The 26,060-nt window shown below is 70.7% G+C and carries 22 protein-coding genes; 10 read left to right on the top strand and 12 right to left on the bottom strand.

Annotation, left to right across the window (positions count from 1 at the left end; genetic code table 11):
* Positions 1-11: 11 nt before the first annotated feature.
* The 4 genes from ACZ6ZP_RS27895 to ACZ6ZP_RS27880 are packed head-to-tail and all read right to left on the bottom strand — an operon-like array spanning position 12 to position 4,504.
* Positions 12-641, bottom strand: a complete 630-nt coding sequence (locus tag ACZ6ZP_RS27895) for a GTP-binding protein (protein WP_361464289.1) — start codon at positions 639-641, stop codon at positions 12-14.
* Positions 622-1,026 (bottom strand): DUF742 domain-containing protein, encoded by a 405-nt coding sequence (locus ACZ6ZP_RS27890; RefSeq protein ID WP_351163789.1) that lies wholly within the window; start codon positions 1,024-1,026, stop codon positions 622-624. The genes ACZ6ZP_RS27895 and ACZ6ZP_RS27890 overlap by 20 nt, the downstream gene beginning before the upstream one ends.
* On the bottom strand, positions 1,023-1,556 hold the full coding sequence (locus tag ACZ6ZP_RS27885) for a roadblock/LC7 domain-containing protein (protein WP_361464291.1): 534 nt from the start codon (positions 1,554-1,556) through the stop codon (positions 1,023-1,025). The genes ACZ6ZP_RS27890 and ACZ6ZP_RS27885 overlap by 4 nt, the downstream gene beginning before the upstream one ends.
* Positions 1,557-1,564: 8 nt before the next feature.
* Positions 1,565-4,504 carry a sensor histidine kinase gene (locus ACZ6ZP_RS27880; RefSeq protein ID WP_469408780.1) on the bottom strand — a complete coding sequence of 980 codons (2,940 nt, stop codon included), beginning with the start codon at positions 4,502-4,504 and terminating at the stop codon, positions 1,565-1,567.
* A 356-nt stretch (positions 4,505-4,860) separates the two neighbouring features.
* Here ACZ6ZP_RS27880 and ACZ6ZP_RS27875 point away from each other — a divergent pair, with 356 nt between their 5' ends.
* Positions 4,861-5,706, top strand: coding sequence for a protein phosphatase 2C domain-containing protein (locus ACZ6ZP_RS27875; protein ID WP_469408778.1), 846 nt, complete (start codon positions 4,861-4,863; stop codon positions 5,704-5,706).
* 91 nt (positions 5,707-5,797) lie between these two features.
* Here the strand turns inward: ACZ6ZP_RS27875 and ACZ6ZP_RS27870 are convergent, their stop codons facing one another.
* Positions 5,798-6,301 (bottom strand): MarR family winged helix-turn-helix transcriptional regulator, encoded by a 504-nt coding sequence (locus ACZ6ZP_RS27870; RefSeq protein WP_351163785.1) that lies wholly within the window; start codon positions 6,299-6,301, stop codon positions 5,798-5,800.
* A gap of 277 nt (positions 6,302-6,578) precedes the next feature.
* Here ACZ6ZP_RS27870 and ACZ6ZP_RS27865 point away from each other — a divergent pair, with 277 nt between their 5' ends.
* On the top strand, positions 6,579-7,421 hold the full coding sequence (locus ACZ6ZP_RS27865) for a lysozyme (RefSeq protein WP_351163783.1): 843 nt from the start codon (positions 6,579-6,581) through the stop codon (positions 7,419-7,421).
* Between the two features lie 71 nt (positions 7,422-7,492).
* Here ACZ6ZP_RS27865 and lon read toward each other — a convergent pair whose 3' ends face one another.
* Both lon and ACZ6ZP_RS27855 read right to left on the bottom strand, forming a co-directional pair.
* Positions 7,493-9,907, bottom strand: a complete 2,415-nt coding sequence (lon, locus tag ACZ6ZP_RS27860) for an endopeptidase La (protein WP_351163781.1) — start codon at positions 9,905-9,907, stop codon at positions 7,493-7,495.
* Between the two features lie 89 nt (positions 9,908-9,996).
* On the bottom strand, positions 9,997-10,803 hold the full coding sequence (locus ACZ6ZP_RS27855; protein WP_383820855.1) for a rhomboid-like protein: 807 nt from the start codon (positions 10,801-10,803) through the stop codon (positions 9,997-9,999).
* 169 nt (positions 10,804-10,972) lie between these two features.
* Between ACZ6ZP_RS27855 and ACZ6ZP_RS27850 the strand changes: the two genes are divergently transcribed.
* From ACZ6ZP_RS27850 to ACZ6ZP_RS27830, 5 genes are all read left to right on the top strand, one after another.
* A complete protein-coding gene (locus ACZ6ZP_RS27850) occupies positions 10,973-11,677 on the top strand; it encodes a spermidine synthase family protein (protein ID WP_351163776.1) in 705 nt (234 codons plus the stop codon).
* Between the two features lie 65 nt (positions 11,678-11,742).
* Complete coding sequence (locus ACZ6ZP_RS27845) at positions 11,743-12,483, top strand: response regulator transcription factor (protein WP_135330435.1); 741 nt, start codon at positions 11,743-11,745, stop codon at positions 12,481-12,483.
* A 13-nt stretch (positions 12,484-12,496) separates the two neighbouring features.
* Entirely contained in the window at positions 12,497-13,582 is a 1,086-nt protein-coding gene (locus tag ACZ6ZP_RS27840; protein WP_351163773.1) for a HAMP domain-containing sensor histidine kinase, read from the top strand.
* A gap of 259 nt (positions 13,583-13,841) precedes the next feature.
* Complete coding sequence (locus tag ACZ6ZP_RS27835; protein ID WP_361464301.1) at positions 13,842-17,636, top strand: multifunctional oxoglutarate decarboxylase/oxoglutarate dehydrogenase thiamine pyrophosphate-binding subunit/dihydrolipoyllysine-residue succinyltransferase subunit; 3,795 nt, start codon at positions 13,842-13,844, stop codon at positions 17,634-17,636.
* 130 nt (positions 17,637-17,766) lie between these two features.
* Entirely contained in the window at positions 17,767-17,949 is a 183-nt protein-coding gene (locus ACZ6ZP_RS27830) for a DUF6104 family protein (protein WP_003961784.1), read from the top strand.
* Between the two features lie 143 nt (positions 17,950-18,092).
* Here the strand turns inward: ACZ6ZP_RS27830 and ACZ6ZP_RS27825 are convergent, their stop codons facing one another.
* A complete protein-coding gene (locus tag ACZ6ZP_RS27825) occupies positions 18,093-18,932 on the bottom strand; it encodes a hypothetical protein (RefSeq protein ID WP_351163767.1) in 840 nt (279 codons plus the stop codon).
* Positions 18,933-19,127: 195 nt separating this feature from the next.
* Here ACZ6ZP_RS27825 and ACZ6ZP_RS27820 point away from each other — a divergent pair, with 195 nt between their 5' ends.
* Entirely contained in the window at positions 19,128-20,090 is a 963-nt protein-coding gene (locus ACZ6ZP_RS27820) for a DUF4097 family beta strand repeat-containing protein (protein ID WP_469408776.1), read from the top strand.
* Between the two features lies 1 nt (position 20,091).
* The gene (locus ACZ6ZP_RS27815; RefSeq protein ID WP_351163762.1) at positions 20,092-21,165 is read left to right on the top strand and encodes a helix-turn-helix transcriptional regulator; all 1,074 of its coding nucleotides are present in this window, start codon (positions 20,092-20,094) and stop codon (positions 21,163-21,165) included.
* 114 nt (positions 21,166-21,279) lie between these two features.
* On the opposite strand, the gene ACZ6ZP_RS27810 is transcribed toward ACZ6ZP_RS27815, so the two are convergent.
* The 4 genes from ACZ6ZP_RS27810 to ACZ6ZP_RS27795 form a co-directional block, all read right to left on the bottom strand.
* The gene (locus tag ACZ6ZP_RS27810) at positions 21,280-21,858 is read right to left on the bottom strand and encodes a Clp protease N-terminal domain-containing protein (RefSeq protein ID WP_469408774.1); all 579 of its coding nucleotides are present in this window, start codon (positions 21,856-21,858) and stop codon (positions 21,280-21,282) included.
* Positions 21,858-22,067, bottom strand: a complete 210-nt coding sequence (locus ACZ6ZP_RS27805; protein WP_190081985.1) for a helix-turn-helix domain-containing protein — start codon at positions 22,065-22,067, stop codon at positions 21,858-21,860. Before ACZ6ZP_RS27805 ends, ACZ6ZP_RS27810 begins: the two co-directional genes overlap by 1 nt.
* Before the next feature lie 85 nt (positions 22,068-22,152).
* Positions 22,153-23,118: a zinc-binding dehydrogenase gene (locus ACZ6ZP_RS27800; protein WP_351163758.1), complete on the bottom strand. Its 966-nt coding sequence runs from the start codon at positions 23,116-23,118 to the stop codon at positions 22,153-22,155.
* A 199-nt stretch (positions 23,119-23,317) separates the two neighbouring features.
* Positions 23,318-24,541 (bottom strand): NAD(P)-dependent malic enzyme, encoded by a 1,224-nt coding sequence (locus tag ACZ6ZP_RS27795; protein ID WP_351163755.1) that lies wholly within the window; start codon positions 24,539-24,541, stop codon positions 23,318-23,320.
* A 539-nt stretch (positions 24,542-25,080) separates the two neighbouring features.
* On the opposite strand from ACZ6ZP_RS27795, the gene ACZ6ZP_RS27790 reads away from it, so the two are divergent.
* Positions 25,081-26,043, top strand: a complete 963-nt coding sequence (locus ACZ6ZP_RS27790; protein ID WP_351163753.1) for an ABC transporter substrate-binding protein — start codon at positions 25,081-25,083, stop codon at positions 26,041-26,043.
* Positions 26,044-26,060 lie beyond the last annotated feature (17 nt).

Here is a 26,060-nt window from a genome sequence, read left to right as displayed (position 1 = left end):
AGCTGAGAAAGCTATTCGGGGGTTGCTGCGAGGGCGTGGCCGACCAGCGACAGCAGGGACTCGATCACCGAGATCCGCTGCCGCGCGTCCATGATCAGCACCGGTATGTGCGGCGGGATCGTCAGCGCGTCGCGGACGTCCGCGGGCTCGAACTCCTCGGTGCCGTCGAAGTGGTTGACGGCCACGATGTACGGCAGACCGCAGCTCTCGAAGTAGTCGAGCGCGGGGAAGCAGTCGGGGAGCCTGCGGGTGTCGGCGAGGACGACGGCGCCGATCGCGCCGCGCACCAGGTCGTCCCACATGAACCAGAAGCGCTGCTGCCCCGGCGTGCCGAAGAGGTAGAGCACGAGGTCGTCGTCGAGCGTGATCCGGCCGAAGTCCATGGCGACCGTGGTCGTGGTCTTGTCCGGGGTCGACGTGAGGTCGTCCGTGGCCTCGCTCGCCTGCGTCATCAGCGCCTCCGTCTGGAGGGGCGTGATCTCGGAGACCGCGGTGACCAGGGTCGTCTTGCCGACGCCGAAGCCGCCCGCCACCACGATCTTCGTCGCGATCGGGGCCCGGGTGCGGTCCGTCTGCCAGGCTTGGAGGTTCTCGTCCGGGTCGGGCCCCGGATGGCGGAGTTCAGAGACGGCGGAGTCCACTCAGCACCCTTTCGAGCAGTGCGCGGTCCGGCTGTCCCGGGCCGTGGCCCGTTCCGTACACGCGGATCTTTCCCTGGTCTGCGAGGTCGCTCAGCAGGACGCGGACCACACCGAGCGGCATCTTCAGGAGCGCGGAGATCTCCGCGACCGTACGCATACGGCGGCAGATCTCGACGATGGCCCGCATCTCCGGCATGACACGGGTGGAGAGGTTGCCCTGCGGCAGTTCGAGGCGCTCCTCGGGGGCCTCGAGCGCGGCCACGAACGTCTCGACGAGCAGGACGTGGCCGAAGCGGGTGCGCCCGCCGGTGAGCGAGTACGGGCGCACGCGTGCGGGTTTGCGGTCGCCACCCCGCTGGGGCAGTTTGCCGGGCTTACTGCTCATCGGACGCTCTCCATCGACTGGCGCAGTTCACTGCGGAGTTCGGGGGTGAGGACATGCCCGGCGCGTCCGACGAAGAGCGCCATGTGGTACGCGACGACGCTCATGTCGCAGTCCGGGGTCGCGTGCACGCCGAGCAGCGAGCCGTCGCTGATCGACATCACGAAGAGGCTGCCCTCCTCCATGGCCACGACGGTCTGCTTGACCGCGCCCGCGTCCATCAGCTTGCCCGCGCCGATGCAGAGGGAGCCGAGGCCGGACACGATGGTGGCGAGGTCCGCGCTGGAGCCCTTGGGGCCCGAACTGTTGTCGACCGCCTGCTCGTTGTTGCGTGCGGGGTCGGAGGAGAGCAGGAGCAGCCCGTCGGAGGAGACCACCGCGACCGAGAGCAGCCCTGGCACCTCCTCGACGAGGTTCGTCAGCAGCCAGTGCAGGTTGCGTGCTTCGCTGCTCAGTCCGAACGCGGCGGACGTGCCTCCGGCGGTGGAGCTGCCGGTGGACTTACTGCCGGCGGAAGAACTGGGCGAGCGCATGGGCGCAGTCAACTACTTGCCTCCTCGACTGTGTCCCCCATGTTTTTGGTCTCTTCGGTACGTTCGGTCAGCTCGGCCTCCACGTCGCGACGACCGCTGATGGCTCCCTGGTGGAAGCCCCCGAGCCGCTTGCGCAGCGCTTCGGCGTCCACGGAGCCGCTGCGCGCCCTGGGCACGGTGGGCTCGGGCGCGGTGATCTTGGGCGTGCGCTTGGGGAGGCCCTTGTCGGTGACGCGCTCCCACTTGGCGGCGGGGGCGGCTTCGGGCTCCGGGGCGGGCTCGGGGTCGGCTTCCGGCGCCTTCGGGGCTTCCGGGGCTGCCTGGGCTTCCGGGGCCGGCGGAGGGACGAGCTCCATGGTCGTCTCGGGCGAGGCTTCGGGCTCGGGCTCGGGCCGGGGCTCGGCGGCCTCGGGCGCAGGCTCAAGCTCGGGCTCGGCGGCCTCCGGCTCGGGCTTGGGCTCGGCCTCGGGCTCCGCCTCGCGTACGGCCTGCTCCGCGGCGGCGATCAGCGGATCCGCCCCGGCCGTCACGACGGCGTTCCCCGCCGAACGCCCCGGCAGCACGTTGGAGTTCGCCTCGGCTTCCGAGCCGGGCAGATGCACCGCGGGAGCGGCCCCGGCGACCGGGACACCCACCGGCGGCGCCCCCACCGCGGGCGCCGCGGCGAGGATCGCCTTCGGCAGGACCACGACCGCCGCGACGCCGCCCTGCTTCTGCTCGCGCAGCCGGACCCGCGCCCCGTGCCGCGCGGCGAGCCGGGCCACGACATAGAGGCCGAGCCCCAGGCCGTCGCCGCTCTCCTGGTCGTACGCGTCGTCGGGACGGAAGTCCGCGAGGCGGGAGTTGAGCTCCTCCAGGCGGTCCTCGGTCACCCCTATGCCCTCGTCCTGCACGGAGAGCATGACCTCGCCGCTCTCCAGGAGCCATCCGGAGACCTCGACGGAGGCGTCCGGCGGCGAGAACGAGGTCGCGTTCTCCAGGAGTTCGGCGAGCAGGTGGCTGATGTCGTCCGCGGCGAAGCCCGCGACGTGCGCGTGCGGCGGCAGCGTGGCGATGCGCACGCGCTCGTACCGCTCGATCTCGCTGACGGCGGCGCGCGCGACGTCGACCAGCGGGACCGGGCCCGGGTGCTGATGCCCGTGCTCGGCGCCCGCGAGGACCAGGAGGTTCTCGCTGTGGCGGCGCATGACCGTGGCGAAGTGGTCGAGCTTGAAGAGCGTGGCGAGGCGGTCCGGGTCCTGCTCGCGGTCCTCGAGGTTCTCGATGACGGCCAGCTGCCGCTCGACCAGGCCGAGGGTGCGCAGCGCCAGATTGACGAACGTGCCGTGGATGGACTGGCGCACCCGCTCCAGGTGGGCGGAGGCCTCGGCCAGTTCGGCGCGCAGGGTCTCGCGCTCGTCGGCCATGGACTGGCGCTGCCCGATGAGGTGCTTGCGGTCCGCTTCGAGCGTGGTGAGGCGCTCGGTGAGGCCGGCCGCGTGCTCGTGCAGCGCGTTGACGGACCGTACGACCTGGGCGAACTCGTCGTCGCGGCCCGTGAAGCGGATCGGCTCCTGGGGCGCGGGCTCGGTGGCCAGGCGGGCCGAGCCGATGCGCAGGACGGCGAGCGGGCGGGTCAGGCTGCGGGCCATCCCCATGGTGACGCCCACCGCGACGAGCAGGATGACGCCGACGAGCGCGACGCGGATCTCCAGGGCCGTCACGTCGTCGTCGCGCAGCGCGGCGAGGTCCTTGGTGCGCTGCACCGTGAGCGCGGACTCGGCGCCGCGCATCATCTCGATGCGGGCGGAGAGCGCGGCGTCGAGCTTCTTGCGGTCGTAGTCCAGCTCGGCGGTGGAGAGCGCGGGCTGGTCGGTGAGGCGCGTGAGGTACTTCTCGGCCGTCGTCACCTCGTGGCCCGTGACCGTCGAGTCGTACGTCGTGCGGGCGCGGTCCGTGGCCGCGTCCCGGAAGTCGGCGAGGGCCGCCTGCTCCCGGACGTGGGCCTGCTGGCCCGCGGCGCTGAGGCCGTCGCGGCGCCTGCTGTCGGCGGAGGACTCGTCGACGACCGTGGTGGGCAGGCCGGTGACGGGGTCGACGGCGGTGCTCGTCTCGGTGGAGCGCGGGACGGCGAGGCTGGCCAGGAGCAGGCCGCGGGCGCTCGCGGCCTGCTCGACGGCGTGGTCGAGGTCGGCGAGGGCGTAGCCGCCGGAGCCCGCGCGCGGCGGGGTCTTCTCGGCGAGTTCGCGGGTGAGGCCGTGCAGCTCGGTGATGACGTTCGAGTACGCCGTGTGGGCTTCCAGAGCGGTGCTCTTGCCGGTGAGCGCCGCTCTGCGCACGGCGCCGATGTCGGCGAGGCCCCCCCGCAGGCCGGCCGGCGCGTCGGCCGTGCGCAGCTCCTCGATCTGGCGGTCGACGCGGGCGCTGCGGCTCTCGGAGAGCCCCTTGCCCTGCGGGCGGCCCGCCGCGATGAACGAGGTGACCTCGTCGCGCTCGTCGGCCAGCGAGTGGCCGAGGGACACGGCGTCCTGGGTGCGCTCGGCGAGGGTCACCAGGCGCTGCGCGTCGCTCAGTTGCCCGGATGCGGCGACGACGGCGGGCGCTCCGGCCCCGGCGATCGCGGCGGCCACCACGGCGACGGCGACGATCAGCCGATTGCGCACGCGTGCGGTGGGCTTGGAGTTGACCGACTTCACGGGCTTCGAGGGATTCGAGGGGCCTGCGTCGGCGGGCTTCGCGGCAGGCTGCTCGGCGGAGTTCCCCGCAGTGCTCCCCGCGGAGTTCCCCGTGGGATTCGAGCCGTCAGGAGCCGTCACGCCGGGGGCGGTGTGCTGCTCCCCCGCCGCGTTCGCTCCCGCTGTGGGCTCGGGCGAGCGCTCTGTAGGGGTGGTCGCGCCCGGCGTGGCCCCTTCAGGAGCCGTCTGCTTGCCCTTGCGCCCAGGCCGCATCTTCTGCACCGGTGCTCGCATTCTTGTTTTTCGTCTGCCCATGGGCCCGGGTGACGATCCGTCAACACACGCGCCCCCCGGTACGGCTCCTGACCCTTCCAGTGCCGATGGGTGGCAGTCGTGCATCACATGCCTGGCCACCCGAAGGAGTGAACATCGGCGGGGAGTTGGCGAGCAAGTCCCGACCGGGACCGAAAGTCCCGGCCACGGTGCGCCGGTTGGACGTCGACCGCAGGCTTTGGCAGGATGCGCCGCCACACGCCGTCGGAAGCGATCATTCCGACTGAAATCCGGCTTCTGACCTGCTGGTCCGGGCCAACCCCCGGTCGCCTGCCGTCTCCGGACGACCTTGTGAAGGCCTCGTGCAGACTGACTGAATGCGTATCGAACTCGCCATCGAGCCCGGAGACCCCGCACGCCCCAACGAGGACTATGCCGCGGTGACGCTTCCCGCGGCCGGACAGGGCGGATCGCTGATCCTCCTGGACGGGGTGACTCCACCTGCCGGAGACGACGGTTGTCTGCATTCCGTCCCTTGGTTCACGGCGCGACTCGGGGGCGCGCTGGGGGAACTGTCCGTTTCACGACGGGATATGACGCTCTCAGAGATCCTCGCGGCGGCGATCGTGCGCACCGCGGAGGCCCATTGTCAAACCTGTGACCTTTCTCACCCGCGTACGCCTCAGGCCACCGTGGTTCTGGTGCGTTGGGACGACGAGCAGGTCGAGCACCTCGTCCTCTCCGACTCCGCCCTCCTGGTGGCGGGCGCGGACGGCCGGGTCACTCCGGTGCTCGACGAGCGCCTCGCACAGCTGCCGCCGAGGATCCGCGCGATGCGTGACGCGGTGCGCGCGCTGCCGCGCGGTTCGGCCGAACGCGAGGTCGCGGGCCAGGCGTACGGCGCCGCGGTCGAGGCCCTGCGCAACGCGGAGGACGGCTTCTTCACGGCGGCCGCCGATCCGTCGGCGGCGGCGCGGGCGGTCACCGGCACGCGGCCGCGCGCCGAGGTGACGGCGGTGGCGGCCCTGACGGACGGGGTCGGCCGCTGGGTCGAGACGTTCCGCGCGGGCGACTGGACGGAGTGCTTCGAGCTGCTGCGGAAGGACGGGCCGCAGCGCCTGGTGGACCGGGTGCGGGAGTTGGAGCGCGCGGACCCGGAGGGCACGGCGTTCCCGCGGGGCAAGCGGCATGACGACGCGGCTGTCGTCTACGCGGAGTTGTGACGGCCCTGAGGCGCCCTGGGGACTCCGGCTCTCAGCACTCCGGCCGTCAAGGCTCCATCCCTCAGGGCTCCGGCTCTCAGCACTCCGGCCCTCAGGACTCCGGCGACTCGTTCAGCTGGTGCAGCAGGCGGGCCAGTTCCGCCACCTCCGCCCGGTCCCAGCCGGACAGCTTCCGTACGTACTGCTCCCTGCGTCCCGTACGGACCTCGCGGAAGCGGCGCCCGCCCTCCTCCGTGAGATGGACCAGCCAGGCTCGCCCGTCGGCGGGGTCGGGCTCGCGGGCGACCAGGCCGAGCTCCTCCAGGGCGCGCAGCTGACGGCTCATCGTCGCCTTGCCGACGCCGATGTACGCGGCGAGAGCGGTGGCCCGCTGCGGGCCCGAGTCGTCGAGGCAGACCAGGAGGCCGTACGCGGCGGGCTCCAGGTCGGGGTGGACCTGGCGCGCCATCTCCCCGGACGAGGCGCGTGCCCGGCGCAGGAGCAGCGTCAACTCACGCTCCAGGGAGAGGAACTCACGGTCGACCAGCCGGTGGACGCCCTCCTGGTTCACGTCGGCCCCACCGTCGTTCCCGCCCTCGTGCACTTCAGCACCCATGGCACGCTTTCTTTCCGGATCATGAAAAGTTTCCGCCCCGCACGGCGGCAGACGTCCGCGTCGGCCCATCGCCGCAGCTCGACCAGTATTTCGCAACGCCCTGGGGGGCCACGCCGAGGACACCGCCGCAGGAGTAGACCAACGGCAGAGACCGGACCCCCTTCCCAGCCCCGGGTCTACGTGCGTAGCGTCGTGAATGACATGTTCACACCACGAACCTGTCGACAGGTCCCCCCACGAGCTCCATCGAGCTCATTCGAGGCCTTCGGAGGCACGCATGCCCGTGCACAGACCCGGAACGCCCCGCCGCTCTCGCTGGTCAGCGGCCGGAATCCTGCTCTCAGTCCTCTCCGCCCTCTCCCTCCTCATCACCCTGCCCGGCGCCGCGCAGGCCGCCGACGGCGACGACATCCCGGCCCGCGGCAGCGCCCGCATGGGGCAGGGCGTCATCGAGCACGACGGGCAGGGCAGTCTGCCGCCCTCCGGCGGCGCCGTACAGACCGAAGGCGTCGACGTCAGCAGCCACCAGGGCAACGTCGCCTGGGCGACGCTCTGGAACAGCGGCGTGAAGTGGTCCTACGTGAAGGCCACCGAGGGGACGTACTACAAGAACCCCTACTTCGCCCAGCAGTACAACGGTTCGTACAACGTGGGCATGATCCGCGGCGCCTACCACTTCGCGACGCCCGACACCACGAGCGGCGCCACCCAGGCCAACTACTTCGTGGACAACGGCGGCGGCTGGTCGCGCGACGGCAAGACGCTGCCGGGCGCGCTCGACATCGAGTGGAATCCGTACGGGGCGGCCTGCTTCGGCAAGTCCCAGTCCGCGATGGTCACCTGGATCCGCGACTTCCTGAACCAGTACAAGGCGCGCACCGGACGCCACGCGGTGATCTACACGGCCACCAGCTGGTGGAAGCAGTGCACGGGCAACTACGGCGGCTTCGCCGTCAACAACCCGCTGTGGATCGCGCGATACAACACCTCTCCGGGCGAGCTGCCGGCCGGCTGGGGCGTCCAGACGATGTGGCAGTACACCTCGACGGGCCCGACGGTCGGGGACCACAACAAGTTCAACGGCGCGCTCGACAGGGTGCAGGCGCTCGCCAACGGCTGAGTGCTCCCTGTGCGCGCGAGGGCCCGGAACCCCTTGCGGGGTCCCGGGCCCTCACTCACCGGCCACCTCCGTCACGCGGCGGCCGGAACCCTCACCTCGGCCTCGGTCAGGGCCAGTTCGAGCACCTGCCGGACGTCCGTCACCGGGTGCACGTCCAGCTTCTCCAGGATCTCCGCGGGGACGTCGTCCAGGTCGGCCTCGTTCCGCTTCGGGATGATCACCGTGGTGATCCCGGCGCGGTGCGCGGCGAGCAGCTTCTGCTTGACGCCGCCGATCGGCAGGACGCGCCCGGTCAGCGAGACCTCACCGGTCATGGCCACATCCGTACGGACGAGACGGCCGCTGAGCAGCGACGCCAGGGCGGTCGTCATGGTGACGCCCGCGCTCGGCCCGTCCTTGGGGACCGCGCCCGCCGGGAAGTGGATGTGCACGCCGCGTTCCTTGAGGTCGGCGACGGGCAGCTCCAGTTCGGCGCCGCGCGAGCGCAGGAAGGAGAGCGCGATCTGCGCGGACTCCTTCATGACGTCGCCGAGCTGACCGGTCAGGGTGAGCCCCGCGGCGCCGGTCTCCGGGTCGGCGAGCGACGCCTCGACGAACAGGACGTCGCCTCCCGCGCCGGTGACCGCGAGCCCGGTCGCCACACCCGGCACCGCCGTGCGCCGCTCGGCCGGGTCCTGCGCCGACTCGGGCACGTGGTGCGGGCGCCCGATGAGGCCGCGCAGGTCTGCCTCGCCGACGGTGAACGGCAGCTCCTGCTCGCCCAGTTCGTGCTTGGCCGCGACCTTGCGGAGCAGCCGCGCCACGGACCGCTCCAGGTTCCGTACGCCCGCCTCGCGGGTGTACTCCCCCGCGAGCTTGCGCAGCGCGCTCTCGTCCAGGGTGACCTCGTCCGTCTGCAGACCGGCCCGCTCCAGCTGGCGCGGGAGCAGGTGGTCGCGGGCGATGACGACCTTCTCGTCCTCGGTGTACCCGTCGAGCCTGACCAGCTCCATGCGGTCGAGCAGCGCCTCGGGGATGGCCTCGACGACGTTCGCCGTCGCCAGGAACACCACGTCGCTCAGGTCGAGCTCGACCTCCAGGTAGTGGTCGCGGAAGGTGTGGTTCTGCGCCGGGTCGAGTACTTCGAGCAGGGCGGCGGCCGGGTCGCCCCGGAAGTCGGAGCCCACCTTGTCGATCTCGTCGAGGAGCACGACCGGGTTCATGGACCCGGCCTCCTTGATGGCCCGCACGATCCGTCCGGGCAGCGCGCCGACGTACGTACGACGGTGTCCGCGGATCTCCGCCTCGTCGCGTACGCCGCCGAGCGCGACCCGCACGAACTTGCGCCCCATCGCGTGCGCGACGGACTCGCCCAGCGAGGTCTTGCCGACGCCGGGCGGCCCGACGAGGGCGAGCACGGCGCCGCCACGACGGCCGCCGACGACCCCGAGGCCGCGGTCGGCGCGCCGCTTGCGCACCGCGAGGTACTCGGTGATGCGCTCCTTCACGTCCTGAAGGCCCGCGTGCTCGGCGTCCAGGACGTTCTGGGCGCCCTTGATGTCGTACTCGTCCTCGGTCCGTTCGTTCCAGGGCAGTTCGAGGACGGTGTCGAGCCAGGTCCTGATCCAGGAGCCCTCGGGCGACTGGTCGCTGGAACGCTCCAGCTTGTCGACTTCCTTGAGGGCGGCCTCGCGGACGTTCTCGGGGAGGTCGGCGGCCTCGACGCGGGTGCGGTAGTCGTCGGACTCCTCCCCGTCCTGCTCGCCGTTGATCTCGCGCAGTTCCTTGCGCACGGCGTCCAGCTGGCGGCGCAGGAGGAACTCGCGCTGCTGCTTGTCGACGCCTTCCTGTACGTCCTTGGCGATGGACTCGGCGACGTCCTGCTCGGCGAGGTGCTCGCGCAGCTGCTCGGTGGCCAGCTTCAGGCGGGCGGCCGGGTCGTCGGTCTCCAGGAGCCGGACCTTCTGCTCGGTGGAGAGGAAGGGCGAGTATCCGGAGTTGTCGGCGAGCGCGGAGACGTCCTCGATCTGCTGGACGCGGTCCACGACCTGCCAGGCCCCGCGCTTCTTCAGCCAGCTGGTGGCGAGCGCCTTGTACTCCTTGACCAGCTCGGTGACGGCGCCGGGCAGCGGGTCGGGCACGGTCTCGTCGACCTTGAGTCCTTCCACCCAGAGCGCGGCACCCGGCCCGGTCGTCCCGGCGCCGATCCGCACCCGGGAACGGCCGCGGATGAGGGCGCCGGGGTCGCCGTCGGAGAGGCGCCCGACCTGCTCGACGGTGCCGAGGACGCCGGTCGCGGCGTACGTCCCGTCGATGCGCGGAACAAGAAGGACCTGCGGCTTGCTGCTGCCGGTGGAGCGGGCGGCCGCTTGGGCGGCCTCCACGGCGGCGCGCACATCCGTGTCGGACAGGTCGAACGGAACCACCATGCCGGGCAGGACAACCTCGTCGTCGAGCGGCAGCACGGGCAGGGTGAGCGGTGTGGACGCCTTGGACTCAGTAGTCATGATCTCCCCTTCGGCATTCAAGTTGAGCTATGTGGACTCAATGCTCGTGAGTCCATGAATGTTCCCCAAGGGATGTTCGCTGTGAGCGATCAGCTCGACGCGGGCCGGCGCCACCGGCGCACCAGCGGCCACGTCGCGACGCCGATCGCCAGCGCCAGGAGGTGGCCCCAGTTGGTCATCGGGTCCGTGAACGCGATCAGGTCGTCGACGAGCATGCCGCCGAACCCGGCGAGCACCAGCCACCGCAGCCAAGGCCTGAACAGGCCGGCCAGCGCGCCGACGCTCGCCGCGACGCCGAAGCTGATGCCGTAGTCGAGGCGGTGCAGGGAGCTGTCGGGCAGATGGCCCGCGAGGACCGAGAAGCCGACCGGGACCTCGGTCGCGAGGGTGGCCACGACATGGCCGAGCAGGAAGACGCCCGCCGTGCGCAGCGCGCCGACGCGGCGCTCCAGGGCCGTGAGGACCAGCAGGAAGCCGATCGCGTACGGCGACGCGATGCCGCCCGCGATCCACAGCGCGCTGGCCACCAGGACGAGGAACGGTTCCTGCGACAGGTGCGCCACGTCCGTGCTGGAGTGCCGGTGGAGGTCCGCGACGAGGCTCGGGTCCGCGTACTGCGCCAGGAGCGACGTCAGGGTGAGGATCGCGGCGTAGCCGAACGTGAAGGGCGTACCCGTGGGGGTCGGCAGCAGGCGCCAGGGACGCAGGCGACTCAGCCGGCCCGGGACGCGCAGGCGTGCGGGGGCGCCGGCAGCGACGGATGCCGCACGCGCCTCAGGAGTTTCCGGGATGGCCGCCCCGGACCCGCCGCGCTCCCGCTGGCACGGGATGCCGTCCAGGCCGGACGGGGCGATGTCCTCGGGCGCCGCGGGGGCAGTCGACGCGCTCCGGTCCACGGTGAGGCGCTCCTTCCGTCCCGTCCACCCTCGGCCGATATTTCGGGCGGTGTCTATGACCGGCGCCACGTGAGACGCGAATCACATCAACCTCACAGGTCAAACACGCGTCCGCACGGCTCCGCGCATCTCGATCCTTTCCCGATCCCGCCCCCATACGCTGACGGCCATGCACACCCACACCACCACCCCCGTCGTCATCGACCGGCGTGAGGGGCCGTACGGCGAAGTCGTACTGCGGCGCCATGGCGCGCTTCTGCAGATCATCGCCAACGGCTGTTTCCTCATGGACACTTCGGACGGCCGCTCGGAGCGGCTGCTCGTCGACGCGGCGTACGACGCGCTGGACGGACGCCCGCGGCCCAGCCTCCTGCTCGGCGGCCTGGGCGTCGGCTTCTCCCTCGCCCACGCGGCGGCCGACCCGCGCTGGGGCCCCATCGCCGTGGTGGAGCGCGAGTTGGCCATCATCGACTGGCACCGCTCGGGGGCGGACGCCCCGCTGGCCGCGATCTCCGGCCCCGCGCTCGCCGATCCGCGCACGGAGATCCTGCACACAGATCTCGTGGCGCACCTCCGCGGCGCCGACTCCCCTCGCACCGCCCCGACCACGTACGACGCGCTCTGCCTGGACATCGACAACGGACCGGACTGGACGGTGACCGAGGACAACAACTCCCTCTATTCTCCGGCCGGTCTGGCCGCCTGCCGCGCGCGTCTGAACCCCGGCGGAGTGCTCGCCGTGTGGTCCGCCCAGCCCTCGTCCGCTTTCGACGACGCTCTACGGAATGCCGGATTCCAGTCGGTACGGACGGAAGAGATCCCCGTTGCCCGAGGCGTACCCGACGTGGTTCATCTCGGCGTAAGCGCTGCGTAGCCGAGGTGCCTTCGCGCCCCGTACCCTGCTGGTCGAACACAAGCGATCAGTGTCAGGGGCGGGCGATGGAGCAGACACACACCTCCCACAACGGTGCGACGGCGGCGATGCCAGGCGCCCAGCGCCGGGTTCTGGTGGTCGAGGACGACCCGACGATCGTCGACGCCATCGCCGCCCGGCTACGCGCCGAGGGTTTCGTAGTGCAAACGGCGGGAGACGGTCCCGCGGCGGTCGACACCGCACAGGCTTGGCAGCCCGATCTGCTGATCCTGGACATCATGCTGCCGGGCTTCGACGGGCTTGAAGTGTGCCGCCGGGTGCAGGCCCAGCGGCCGGTTCCGGTCCTCATGCTGACGGCGCGCGACGACGAGACGGACATGCTGGTCGGGCTCGGCGTCGGCGCCGACGACTACATGACCAAGCCGTTCTCCATGCGGGAGCTAGCGGCCCGCGTGCACGTCCTGCTGCGCCGGGTCGAGCGGGCCGCGCTCGCCGCGACCACGCCGCGCAGCGGAATCCTGCGGCTCGGCGAGCTGGAGATCGACCACGCCCAGCGGCGGGTCAGGGTCCGCAGCGAGGACGTGCACCTGACGCCCACCGAGTTCGACCTGCTCGTCTGCCTGGCCAATACGCCGCGTGCGGTCCTCTCGCGCGAGCAGCTGCTCGCCGAGGTGTGGGACTGGGCGGACGCGTCGGGCACCCGGACCGTCGACAGCCACATCAAGGCACTGCGCCGGAAGATCGGCGCCGAGCGCATCCGTACGGTGCACGGCGTCGGGTACGCCCTGGAGACCCCGACCCCGTGAGGTGAGCCGTCCGATGACCGGTCCCTTCGGCGGGCTGCGGCCGTTCTCCATCAAGACCAAGCTCGGCACCCTGGTGGTCGTCTCGGTCTTCATCACCACGGGTCTGCTGATGGTGGCGATGAAGACGGAGACGGAGCTGCGCTTCATCACCGTCTTCTCGGTGATCGCCACGCTGCTGATCACGCAGTTCGTGGCCCACAGCCTCACCGCGCCCCTGGACGAGATGAACTCCGTGGCGCGCGCCGTGTCGCACGGCGACTACACGCGCCGGGTGCGCGGCGCCGACCGCCGCGACGAGCTGGGCGACGTGGCCACCACGATCAACCGCATGGCGGACGACCTGGAGGCCCAGGACCAGCAGCGCAAGGAACTGGTCGCCAACGTCTCGCACGAGCTGCGCACCCCCATCGCGGCCCTTCGCGCGGTCCTGGAGAACGTCGTCGACGGAGTCTCCGCCGCCGACCCGGAGACCATGCGTACGGCCCTGAAGCAGACGGAGCGGCTCGGGCGTCTGGTGGAGACCCTGCTCGACCTCTCCCGCCTGGACAACGGCGTCGTACCGCTGCGGGCGCGCCGCTTCGAGGTGTGGCCCTACCTGTCGGGCGTCCTGAAGGAGGCCAACATGGTGGCCTCGGCCCGCGCGGGCATCGCGTCGGGCTCCGGCAGCCACACCCGCACGGACGTGCATCTGCACCTGGACGTCACGCCGCCCGAGCTGACCGCGCACGCGGACGCCGAGCGGCTGCACCAGGTGGTGGCCAACCTCATCGACAACGCGGTCAAGCACAGCCCGCCGCACGGCCGCGTCACCGTGCGCGCCCGGCGCGGCCTCTACCCCGAGTCCCTGGACCTGGAGGTCCTGGACGAGGGCCCCGGCATCCCGGAGTCGGAGTGGCACCGCGTCTTCGAGCGCTTCAACCGCGGCAGCCACGCCAACGCCACCCCGCACGGACCCGGCAGCGACGGCGGCACCGGTCTCGGGCTCGCCATCGCGCGCTGGGCGGTCGACATGCACGGCGGGCACATCGGAGTGGCCGAATCCCCTCGTGGCTGCCGCATCCAGGTCACTCTTCCGGGCCTGCCCGAAGTGCGAAGTTGACGTAGGGTTCGAAACGGAAGCGATTCGCGGGCGCATCGACAGCGCGCCTGAGGGACGCCGCCGCGTCGGGACAGGCCCGCGCGGCCATCTGGCGTTGCGGAACCTCGCTTGTTTCCCGCCATTTACAGCCCCGAAACCAGCGATCCAGTGTGACTTACGCGACGGATGACGGGGCCGGTCTGCACCTGACGGCGATGGAGGCGTAGCCTTTATTTCCGCTGTCCATCACCTTGTGAAGCGGAAGAGGGCGGTTACCGCCGTGTCGTCACAGTCCCCCAGTAGCTCGAGCATCTCGACCGACCAAGACGGTCAGGGCAAGGACCCTGCTGCTGCCTTCGGTCCCAATGAGTGGCTCGTCGACGAGATCTATCAGCAGTACCTCCAGGACCCGAATTCGGTCGACCGAGCCTGGTGGGACTTCTTCGCCGACTACAAGCCGGGGGCGGGCGCATCACCTGCCGCTGCCCCGGCCAAGCCGGCGGGTGACGCAGCCGCGGGGGCTGCGGCCACCGCGTCCCCCGCAGCTCCCGCCGAGGCCGCTCCGGCGGCCCCCGCGAAGCCCGCCGCGCCCGCAGCCCCGGCTGCGAAGCCCGCGGCGGCCGCACCGGCCCCCGCCGCGAAGCCCGCTGCCGCGAAGCCCGCCGCCAAGGCGGAGCCCGCGGCAGCGTCGTCGGAGGCCCCGGCAGGACCCGAGTACGTGACGCTGCGCGGCCCCGCCGCCGCGGTCGCGAAGAACATGAACGCCTCGGTGGAGGTCCCGACGGCCACGTCGGTCCGCGCCGTTCCGGTCAAGCTGCTCTTCGACAACCGCATCGTCATCAACAACCACCTCAAGCGCGCCCGCGGCGGGAAGATCTCCTTCACGCACCTGATCGGGTACGCGATGGTGCAGGCCATCAAGGCCATGCCGTCGATGAACTACTCCTTCGTGGAGAAGGACGGCAAGCCGACCCTGGTCAAGCCGGAGCACATCAACTTCGGCCTCGCCATCGACCTGGTGAAGCCCAACGGCGACCGCCAGCTGGTCGTCGCGGGCATCAAGAAGGCCGAGACGCTGAACTTCTTCGAGTTCTGGCAGGCCTACGAGGACATCGTCCGTCGCGCTCGCGACAACAAGCTGACGATGGACGACTTCACCGGTGTCACGGTCTCGCTGACCAACCCCGGCGGCCTCGGCACGGTCCACTCGGTCCCCCGCCTGATGCCCGGACAGTCGGTCATCATGGGCGTCGGCTCGATGGACTACCCCGCGGAGTTCCAGGGCACCTCCCAGGACACCCTGAACAAGCTCGGCATCTCGAAGGTCATGACGCTCACGTCGACCTACGACCACCGGGTGATCCAGGGCGCCGCTTCCGGCGAGTTCCTGCGGATCGTCGCGAACCTGCTGCTGGGCGAGGGCGAGTTCTACGACGAGATCTTCAAGGCGCTGCGCATCCCGTACGAGCCGGTCCGCTGGCTCAAGGACATCGACGCCTCGCACGACGACGACGTCACGAAGGCCGCCCGCGTCTTCGAGCTGATCCACTCCTACCGCGTCCGCGGCCACGTCATGGCCGACACGGACCCGCTGGAGTACAAGCAGCGCAAGCACCCCGACCTGGACATCACCGAGCACGGCCTCACCCTGTGGGACCTGGAGCGGGAGTTCGCGGTCGGCGGCTTCGCCGGCAAGTCGATGATGAAGCTGCGCGACGTCCTCGGCGTCCTGCGCGACTCGTACTGCCGCACCACCGGCATCGAGTTCATGCACATCCAGGACCCGAAGCAGCGCAGGTGGCTCCAGGACCGCATCGAGCGCACGCACGCATCGAAGCCCGAGCGCGAGGAGCAGCTGCGCATCCTGCGCAGGCTGAACGCCGCCGAGGCCTTCGAGACGTTCCTCCAGACGAAGTACGTCGGCCAGAAGCGCTTCTCCCTGGAGGGCGGCGAGTCCGTCATCCCGCTGCTCGACGCCGTCATCGACAGCGCCGCGGAGTCCCGCCTTGACGAGGTCGTCATCGGCATGGCCCACCGCGGCCGCCTGAACGTCCTCGCGAACATCGTGGGCAAGTCGTACGCCCAGATCTTCCGCGAGTTCGAGGGCAACATGGACCCCAAGTCCATGCACGGCTCCGGCGACGTGAAGTACCACCTGGGCGCCGAGGGCACCTTCACCGGTCTGGACGGCGAGCAGATCAACGTCTCGCTGGCGGCGAACCCCTCCCACCTGGAGACGGTCGACCCGATCATCGAGGGCATCGTCCGCGCCAAGCAGGACATCATCAACAAGGGCGGCACGGACTTCACGGTCCTGCCGGTCGCCCTGCACGGTGACGCGGCCTTCGCGGGCCAGGGTGTGGTCGCCGAGACGCTGAACATGTCGCAGCTGCGGGGTTACCGCACCGGCGGCACGGTCCACATCGTCATCAACAACCAGGTCGGCTTCACCGCCGCCCCGGAGTCGTCACGCTCCTCCATGTACGCCACGGACGTGGCCCGCATGATCGAGGCGCCGATCTTCCACGTGAACGGCGACGACCCCGAGGCCGTCGTCCGCATCGCGCGGCTGGCCTTCGAGTTCCGTCAGGCGTTCAACAAGGACGTCGTGATCGACCTCATCTGCTACCGCCGCCGCGGTCACAACGAGTCGGACAACCCGGCGTTCACGCAGCCGCTGATGTACGACCTGATCGACAAGAAGCGCTCGGTGCGCAAGCTCTACACCGAGTCCCTCATCGGTCGCGGCGACATCACCCTGGAAGAGGCCGAGCAGGCCCTCCAGGACTTCCAGGGGCAGCTGGAGAAGGTCTTCACGGAGGTCCGCGAGGCCATCTCGCAGCCCGCCGAGGCCGAGGTCCCGGCCCCCGAGGCCGAGTTCCCGGTGAACGTGGACACCTCGATCTCCCAGGAGGTCGTCAAGCGGATCGCCGAGTCCCAGGTCAACATCCCCGACCGGGTCACCGTCCACCCGCGCCTGCTGCCGCAGCTGCAGCGCCGCATGTCGATGGTCGAGGAAGGCACGATCGACTGGGGCATGGGCGAGACCCTCGCCATCGGTTCGCTGCTCCTCGAGGGCACCCCGGTCCGTCTGTCGGGCCAGGACTCGCGCCGTGGCACGTTCGGTCAGCGCCACGCGGTCCTCATCGACCGCGAGACGGGCGAGGACTTCACGCCGCTCCTGTACCTCTCCGAGGACCAGGCGCGCTACAACGTCTACGACTCGCTGCTCTCCGAGTACGCGGTGATGGGCTTCGAGTACGGCTACTCGCTGGCCCGTCCCGAGTCCCTCGTCATGTGGGAAGCGCAGTTCGGTGACTTCGTCAACGGCGCGCAGACGGTGGTGGACGAGTACATCTCGGCCGCCGAGCAGAAGTGGAACCAGCACTCCGGCGTCACGCTGCTGCTGCCCCACGGCTACGAGGGCCAGGGACCGGACCACTCGTCCGCCCGCATCGAGCGCTTCCTCCAGCTGTGCGCGCAGAACAACATGACGGTCGCGATGCCGACCCTTCCGTCGAACTACTTCCACCTCCTGCGGTGGCAGGTGCACAACCCGCACCACAAGCCGCTGGTGGTCTTCACCCCGAAGTCGATGCTGCGCCTCAAGGCGGCGGCCTCGAAGACGGAGGAGTTCACGACGGGTGGCTTCCGCCCGGTCATCGGCGACGACTCGGTCGAGGCGTCGGCGGTCCGCAAGGTCGTCTTCTGCTCCGGCAAGCTGTACTACGACCTCGAGGCCGAGCGGAAGAAGCGCGGCGTCACGGACACCGCGATCATCCGCATCGAGCGTCTGTACCCGCTGCCGGGTGCCGAGCTCCAGGCGGAGATCGCGAAGTACCCGAACGCCGAGAAGTACCTGTGGGCGCAGGAGGAGCCGGCGAACCAGGGCGCGTGGCCCTTCATCGCCCTCAACCTCATCGACCACCTGGACCTGGCGGTCGGCGCGGACATCCCGCACGGCGAGCGCCTGCGCCGCATCTCGCGGCCGCACGGCTCGTCCCCGGCGGTCGGTTCGAAGAAGCGCCACGAGCAGGAGCAGGAGCAGCTCCTCAGCGAGGTCTTCGAGGCGTAGGCCTGAGCGGTTCGTACGCAGGTGGGCCCGGTCCCGAGTGCTTGTCACCCGGGGCCGGGCCCACCGGCGTATCGGCTTATCCTGGACGTCCGTCCCGGAACACACCGGCCGTCCAATCGCGGAGCCTGTCTTGTACTTCACCGACCGTGGCATCGAGGAGCTGGAGAAGCGGCGCGGCGAGGAGGAAGTCACCTTCGAGTGGCTCGCCGAGCAGCTGCGCACCTTCGTGGACCTCAACCCGGACTTCGAGGTCCCCGTCGAGCGCCTCGCGACCTGGCTGGCCCGTCTGGACGACGAGGACGAGGACGAGTAGGACGCTTCAGGCTCCTGGTTCCATGGGGGGGCACCCTTACGCGGGCTTGGGCCCCTTAGCGGGCGTGGGGGCGCCTGCCGCGAAGTGCCGTACGTGCACGGCGGTGAGGGCCCCGGGCTCCGCCCGGCTCAGCACCGCCCCGCTCAGCCCCGCCCGGGTCCGGCGTCGGCCGCCCGCACCCTGTCGTACGCGAAGCCCAGCGAGCCGTGCACCATCAGGAGCACTCCCGCCACGGCCCATCCCCCACTGCGCCGCCGCACGGCCCACGCCGCGAGCGGCAGCCCGGCGGCCATCTGCGCCACGGCCAGCGCGCGAGCGCGCGGTCCCCGCAGCCAGGGGCCCAGGCGCCCCTGCTCGACCACGTCCAGCTCCGCGCGTACCGCGTCGCGCCACCCCGACCACTCGACCTCCCGCACCCCCGGCACGACCCGCGCCACCGCGCGCAGCCGGTCCGCGGGCTCACCGGGACCGAGGCCGGTCGGCAGCTCCACCCCGGCCCGCGCGAGGACGGCGAGCAGCCCCAGCATCCGTGCGCGGGCGTCTGCCTCCGTGTCGGGGCGCCCCAGGGTCTCCAGGGACTGCATGTCCAGGACGGGGTCGAGCCCGAGCCGCGCGGCGAAGGTCCGCAGCGCCTCGTCCTCGCCCACCGGCGTCCCGTTCGCCAGCCATACGTACTCGACGGTGCGCCGGAAGCCCGCCGCGAGAGTGCAGCCGGAGCGGTCGGAGTCCCACCACAGCGCGAGCACCGGCCAGGTCGAGCCGACGGCGAGCGCGGTGGCCCATCCCGTGAGGACGCGGTCCACCGGTTCATCACCGTGCACCCAGGGCTTGCCCTCGGGCACGAGCACGCTCCACTCGTGCCCCGCCCGGGCGAGCAGCATCCGTTCGCGCAACAGGCGGGCGGCGGGCTCGACCACGTCGGGTTCGGCCCGGCAGAGCAGCAGGGCACCGGCGGCGGCGTGCTCGAAAGCTTCGGACGACATGGCCCCACGCTAGGTCAAATCGCCATATTTAGCGCAGAGAGCGGCACAGGGAGGCGGCGCGGAGAAGCGACAGTGTCTTGACTTTCCGTGACCGCGATATATCGTGTATCCCAGAGACGCGATATGGCGCGTTGTGATGCGGGCTTCCGGGCCCTCCCGCCCCCGTTGCCCAGCTCGCCAGAGGAGGTCAGCCCGATGTCAGAGTGGTCCGTCGCCGAACCCCAGAAGCTCACGTTCGACGCCCCCGTCACGACACTCCACGTGCGCGTGGTCAACGGAACGGTGAACGTCGTGGGCACCGACGAAGTTTCCGCCCGGCTCGAGGTCTCCGAGATCGAGGGGCCACCGCTGACCGTCACGCAGACGGACGGCACCCTGTCGGTCGCGTACGACGACCTGCCCTGGAAGGGCTTCCTCAAGTGGCTCGACCGCAAGGGCTGGCGCCGCAGCGCCGTGGTCTCCCTGGCCGTCCCGGCGGGCACCCGCGTCGAGGTGGGCGTCGTCGGGGCCGGCGCCGTGGTCTCGGGGATCGAGGGGCGCACGGAGGTCAGAGGCGTCACCGGCGACACGACCCTCGTCGGCCTCTCCGGCCCGGTCCGCGCCGACACGGTCTCGGGCAGCGTGGAGGCCCAGGGCATCACCGGCGATCTGCGGTTCAACTCGGTCTCCGGCGACCTGACCGTCTTCGAGGGTGCGGGCTCCTCCGTTCGGGCAGATTCGGTGAGCGGCTCGATGATCGTGGACATCGACCCGACGGGCGCCCCGACCGACATAGGTCTGACGAGCGTCTCGGGCGAGATCGCGATCCGGCTGCCCCACCCGACGGACGCGGACGTGGAGGCGAACACCGCGAGCGGCGCGGTGTCCAACGCGTTCGAGGATCTGCGGGTCAGCGGCCAGTGGGGCGCGAAGAAGATCACCGGCCGTCTGGGGTCGGGCAGCGGAAAGCTCCGGGCGACGACGGTCTCGGGATCCATCGCGCTGCTGCGCAGGCCGCCGACGGAGGAAGATCCGTACGACGAGGTCCCGCCGCCCGTGCCCCCGACGGACCCGACGGACCCGACGGACCCGACGGACTCGACGGACCCCACGGCCACTCCCCCGAGCGACGCTCCCCCGGCCGACGACGCCGACCCGACCGACAAGAAGGTGCTCTGAGATGGCCCCCGTGTTCGCCCACGGCCGACTGCGCCTGTACCTGCTCAAGCTCCTCGACGAGGCCCCGCGCCACGGCTATGAGGTGATCCGCCTCCTGGAGGAGCGCTTCCAGGGGCTGTACGCACCTTCGGCGGGGACGGTCTACCCGCGCCTGGCGAAGCTGGAGGCCGAGGGCCTGGTCACGCACACCACGGAGGGCGGCCGGAAGGTGTACGCCATCACGGACGCCGGCCGCGCCGAACTGGCCGACCGCAGCGGTGAGCTGGCCGATCTGGAGCTGGAGATCCGCGATTCCGTCGCCGAGCTCGCCGCCGAGATCCGGGACGGCGTGCGGGGCGCGGCAGGTGAGCTCCGCCGTGAGATGCGGGAGGCGGCCAAGGAGGCGCGCGCGTCCGGCGGCAGGCCCGAGGACAAGAGCGGCACCGGCGCCGGTACCGGCAAGGTCTTCCCCGACCCCGCGGACTTCTTCGACGGCTCCTGGGGCGACAAGGAGGGCTGGCGCCAGGCCAAGGAGGAGTTCAAGCGCGCCAAGCAGGAGTGGAAGGAGCAGGCGCGGCGCGCGAAGGACGAGACCCGCAGAGCCCGCGAGGACGCCCAGCGCGCCCGCCGCCAGGCCCAGGACGCGCAGGAGAAGGCCCGCGTCCAGGCGCAGGAAGAGGTGCAGCGCATCGCACGGCGCGTCCAGGACCAGGTGCAGGACCACTTCACGCGGGGCGACTGGCCGACGGGGGTCCGCGAGGGGCTGACGGAACTGGCCAAGCAGTTCGGCGAGTTCGGCAAGGACGCGGGCAAGGACTTCGGCCGCAAGGGCGCGCGATCCACCGCCGAGGAGCCCAAGTTCACGGCCGCCCGCGAGGACGAGGTCCCCACGGAGTACGTCCCGGACTGGGCCCAGGAGGACAGCTCGGGCAATCCGGCACGTGACCTGGACCGCCTCCTGGACCGCTTCCGCGACGACATCCGCGACGCGGCCCGGGACCACGGCGTGACGGAGGACCAACTCCGCGATGCCCGCCGCCACCTGTCGTCGGCGGCGGCCCACATCGCCTCGACACTGCGCACGCCGAAGGGCTGACCTGGGGACGCCGAGACCACGGGGGCCACGGGCCACCAGCCGCCGGTCACCGGCCGCCGGTCACTGGTCACCGGTCACCTATGCGGCTCCGGCCACCTATGCGACTCCGGGCGCCTACGCGGCTCCGGGCCCGGCGCCCCCGCCGTACAGCACCCTCTCCACCGACTCATGGGTCACGCCATGGTCCGCGAGGACTTCGCTGACGAGCCCGGGGCGGACGGTCAGGGCGAACAGGATGTGCTCGTCGCCGATGCACCGATCCCTGCGAGCGGTGGCCATGCGCAGGGACTGCACCAGGGTGTCCTTGGCCTCGCGGGTGAACGGCCGGTGTCCGCCCAAGGCCCGGCCGGGACGTCGCCCGGCCTTGCGGCCACCCGCCAACGCGCCCACGCCATGGGCCTCTTCGACCCGGGAGACGATCTCGGACACATCGATGCCGAGTCCGGCAAGCGCCTCCGTGTCGGCCTGCGAGAGACCCGCGCGGCGCCGCGCCTCGCCCAGCGCGCCCTTGATCGACTCCCGGCGGCGCGTAGCCCCGAGCGAGGCCAGGGCGAACGATGCCCGGCTCGCCTCGCGGTCGAGCAGTGCGAGGAGCATGTGCCCGTCGTCGACGGAGGCCGAACCCTCGCCCTCGGCATGCTCGACCGCGCCTTTGACCACGGCGCGGGCGTCCTTCGTGAACCGCTCGAACATCACTGCCTCCCGTACTTCTTGTGCACGGCCTGCCTGCTCACTCCGAGCTCCGCGGCGATCCCCTGCCACGACCAGCCCTGCAGACGCGCACTGCGCACCTGCACGGCCTCCAACTGCTCCACCAGCCTCCGCAGCGCGGAGACGGCCCGCAGTCCGACTCGTGGGTCACGGTCACCCGCACGCTCGGCGAGATCCGTAGCTTCGGTCATGCATGTCAACTTACGTTGACAGGGAGCGGATGTCAATCAAAGTTGACACCCGTGAAGTGAACGCGGTCCCTCCGGCGATCCCGGGTCAGCCGACTTCGAGGACGATCTTCCCGAACAGGTCACCGGACTGCAGGCGCTCGAAGCCCTCGCGTGCCCGGTCCAGCGGAAGCACCTCGTCGATCACGGGGCGCACGCCCGTGGCCGCGCAGAAGGAGAGCAGGTCCTCCAGTTCGTCCTTGGACCCCATCGTCGAACCGACGATCTTCAGCTCCAGGAAGAAGACCCGGGTCAGCTCCGCGTGCGAGGGCCGGTCACCGCTGGTCGCACCCGAGATCACCAGAGTGCCGCCCGGCTTGAGGGACTTGACGGAGTGCGACCACGTCGCCGCCCCCACCGTCTCGATGACGGCGTCCACCCGCTGCGGAAGGCGCGCGCCGGACTCCACGGCCTCCACCGCGCCCAGTTCCAGGGCCCGCTTGCGCTTGGCCTCGTCACGGCTCGTGGCGAAGACCCGCAGGCCCGCCGCCTTGCCGAGCACGATCGCGGCCGTCGCGACCCCGCCACCGGCGCCCTGGACGAGGACCGAATCCCCGGGACGCACACCGGCGTTGGTGAAGAGCATGCGGTACGCGGTGAGCCACGCCGTCGGCAGACAGGCCGCCTCGGCGAACGACAGCTCCTTCGGCTTCGGCAGCAGGTTCCACGTGGGCACGGAGACCTGCTCGGCGAACGTCCCCTGGTACTTCTCGGTGAGGATGGAGCGGCCCTCGTCGGGCCCTACCCCGTACCCGGTCTGGCCGATGACGGAGTGCAGGACGACCTCGTTGCCGTGCTCGTCGATCCCCGCGGCGTCACAGCCGAGGATCATCGGCAGCCTCCCCTCGGGGAGGCCGACCCCGCGCAGGGACCACAGGTCGTGGTGGTTGAGGGAGGCGGCCCGGACATGCACGGTCGACCAGCCGGGCCTGGCGTCGGGGGCGGGGCGCTCCCCCAACTCAAGGCCGCTGAGCGGCTGGTCACGGTCGATGCGGGCGGCGTAGGCAGCGAACATGAGGCGACGATAGGCCGCGGGCCTACCCGGACGTAACCACGCACGACTGTGACGCGCGCCGCGCTCGCGCCCCCGTACACGCGCGCCGCGCTCGCGCACCCGCACCCGCACCCACACCCACACCCACGCACCGCGCCCCCGCCCCGTACGCAACGCATGCGTACGAGACGGGGGCGCGGTCACACCGTCGGGCACCCGCTCAGCGGCGAGCCACGCCCTCGGCCCGCGCGGCGGCGGCAACGGCCGCGGTGACCGCCGGGGCGACCCTCTCGTCGAACGGAGAGGGGATCACGTAATCGGCGGAGAGCTCGTCGCCCACCACGCCGGCCAGCGCCTCGGCCGCGGCGATCTTCATCGTCTCGGTGATCCGCGAGGCCCGCACCTGCAGCGCGCCCGCGAAGATGCCGGGGAACGCGAGCACGTTGTTGATCTGGTTCGGGTAGTCCGAACGCCCCGTCGCGACGACAGCCGCGTACTTGTGGGCGATGTCCGGGTGCACCTCGGGGTTCGGGTTGGCCATGGCGAACACGAACGAGTTCGGAGCCATGGAGGCGACCGCGGGCTCGGGGACGGTGCCGCCCGAGACGCCGATGAACACATCGGCACCCGCGAGCGCGCTCTCCAGCGAACCGCTGAGCCCGGCCTTGTTGGTGATCTCCGCGAGCTCGCGCTTGACCGGGGTGAGGTCGTCCCGGTCCCGGCTCACGACGCCCTTGCGGTCCGCGACCGCCACGTCGCCCAGGCCCGCCTCGAGCAGGAACTTGGCGATGGCGACCCCGGCCGCACCCGCGCCGGAGATCACGGCACGCAGCTCACCGAGCGTGCGCCCGGTCAGTCGCGCCGCGTTCCGCAGCGCGGCGAGCGTCACGACCGCCGTGCCGTGCTGGTCGTCGTGGAAGACGGGAATGTCGAGCCGCTCCTGGAGCTTGCGCTCGATCTCGAAGCAGCGCGGGGCCGAGATGTCCTCGAGGTTGACACCACCGAAGGACGGCGCGAGCCGCACCACGGTCTCGACGATCTCGTCCGCGTCCGTCGTCGCGAGCGCGATCGGAACCGCGTCCACGCCGCCGAACTGCTTGAACAGAATGGCCTTGCCCTCCATCACGGGGAGGGAGGCCTCGGGACCGATGTCACCGAGACCGAGCACGGCCGTGCCGTCGGTGACCACGGCCACGACGTTCGACTTCCATGTGTAGTCGTTCACCAGCTCCGGCTGCTCGGCGATCGCGGTGCACACTTTCGCGACGCCGGGCGTGTACGCCAGGGACAGGTCGTCCTTGTCCCGCACCGGCACGGTGGCCTGCACGGCCATCTTGCCGCCACGGTGCAGCGCGAAAGCCGGATCGAAGGTATCGACGAGCTCGCTGTCGCCTTCGTGACCCGTATTGCTCTCGCTGCGAGGATTGACGATCTCCGCTGCCACTTGTCTGACCCCTTAAGTCTTAAATCATCAGTTGAGGGTGTCCACTCCTGGTTGAGAAGTGGGCGGGCACCGCGTCTGTTCCCCGCCTGTCGGCGGAGGGAGGTACAGACACGCGAGCGCGCCGCACACGCGCTCTGGGCCCCGGATGAGGGGTGTAACGCACCTTTCTACCTGACGGCGCCGGGCGCGGGCGAGTGGGATTGGTTACCTGAGGTGCCCGTGGTCCTTGTAGTGGTCCAACAAGAACGGACGACGGGCCCATGCCCGGTTTTCCGCGGAGCGCACGCGGCGGGTCCACATCGCGAGATTCACCCGAGATTGACGGAAGATCTCAAATGGCGGTACTTCGTTCCCCGCCGGTACGGGCCTGTTGTCCCGGGCTGTCAGGGTCCGGGCGTCACCCGTTATCCGATTTTGACATCTCTGGCACCCAGAATCGGACGGTCCGAATGGCAAGATGCCGTCATCACACGAGGTCGCGACACCCGAAGGTGTGTGCACGACCGCTCGGCAACTCCCTCATCCGCCGGAGGACCCTCATGACCGCACGCTCCATCTGTCGTACCACCGCAGGTAAGTCCGCGAAGTCCCGGATGGCCACGGTCGGCGCGATCGCGGTCGCCGGCGCGCTGCTGCTGACCGGTTGCGGCGACCAGACCAAGAGCAAGGACGAGGGCAGCGAGAAGGTGAGCAACGCACCGCTCGCCGACAAGCTGCCCAAGGACATCCGGGACGCGGGTGTCATCAAGGTCGGTTCGGACATCGCGTACCCGCCCGTCGAGTTCAAGGACAAGTCCGGCAAGACGGTCGGCATCGACCCCGACCTCGGCGACGCGCTCGGCAAGCAGCTCGGCGTGAAGTTCCAGTTCGACAACGGCACCTTCGACACCCTCCTCGGCGGTCTGCGCTCCAAGCGCTACGACCTCGCGATGTCGGCCATGACCGACACCAAGAACCGCCAGGAAGGCGTCGACGAGGAGACCGGCAAGAAGATCGGCGAGGGCGTCGACTTCGTCGACTACTTCACGGCCGGCGTCTCGATCTACACCAAGAAGGGCGACGACCAGTCCATCAAGACCTGGGCGGACCTCTGCGGCAAGAAGATCGTCGTGCAGCGCGGCACCGTCTCGCACGACCTCGCCAAGGCCGAGTCGAAGAAGTGCAAGAGCGGCAAGAAGATCACCATCGAGTCCTTCGACAACGACCAGCAGGCCCAGACCCGGCTGCGCTCCGGCGGCGCGGACGCGGGCTCCTCCGACTTCCCGGTCGCCGCGTACGCGGTGAAGACCTCGGGCGGCGGCAAGGACTTCGAGCTGGTCGGCGAGCAGGTCGAGGCCGCTCCGTACGGCATCGCGATCTCCAAGAAGAACCCCGAGCTGCGCGACGCGATCAAGGCCGCACTCGACGCGATCATCAAGAACGGCGACTACGACAAGATCATCTCGAAGTGGGGCGTCGAGGACGGCGCGGTCAAGGAAGCCCAGATCAACGGCGGCAAGTGACCGCGCAACCGTCTCGC

The organism is Streptomyces sp. NPDC054047 (genome assembly GCF_055585065.1).
This window is presented reverse-complemented; position numbering and strand designations above follow the sequence as displayed.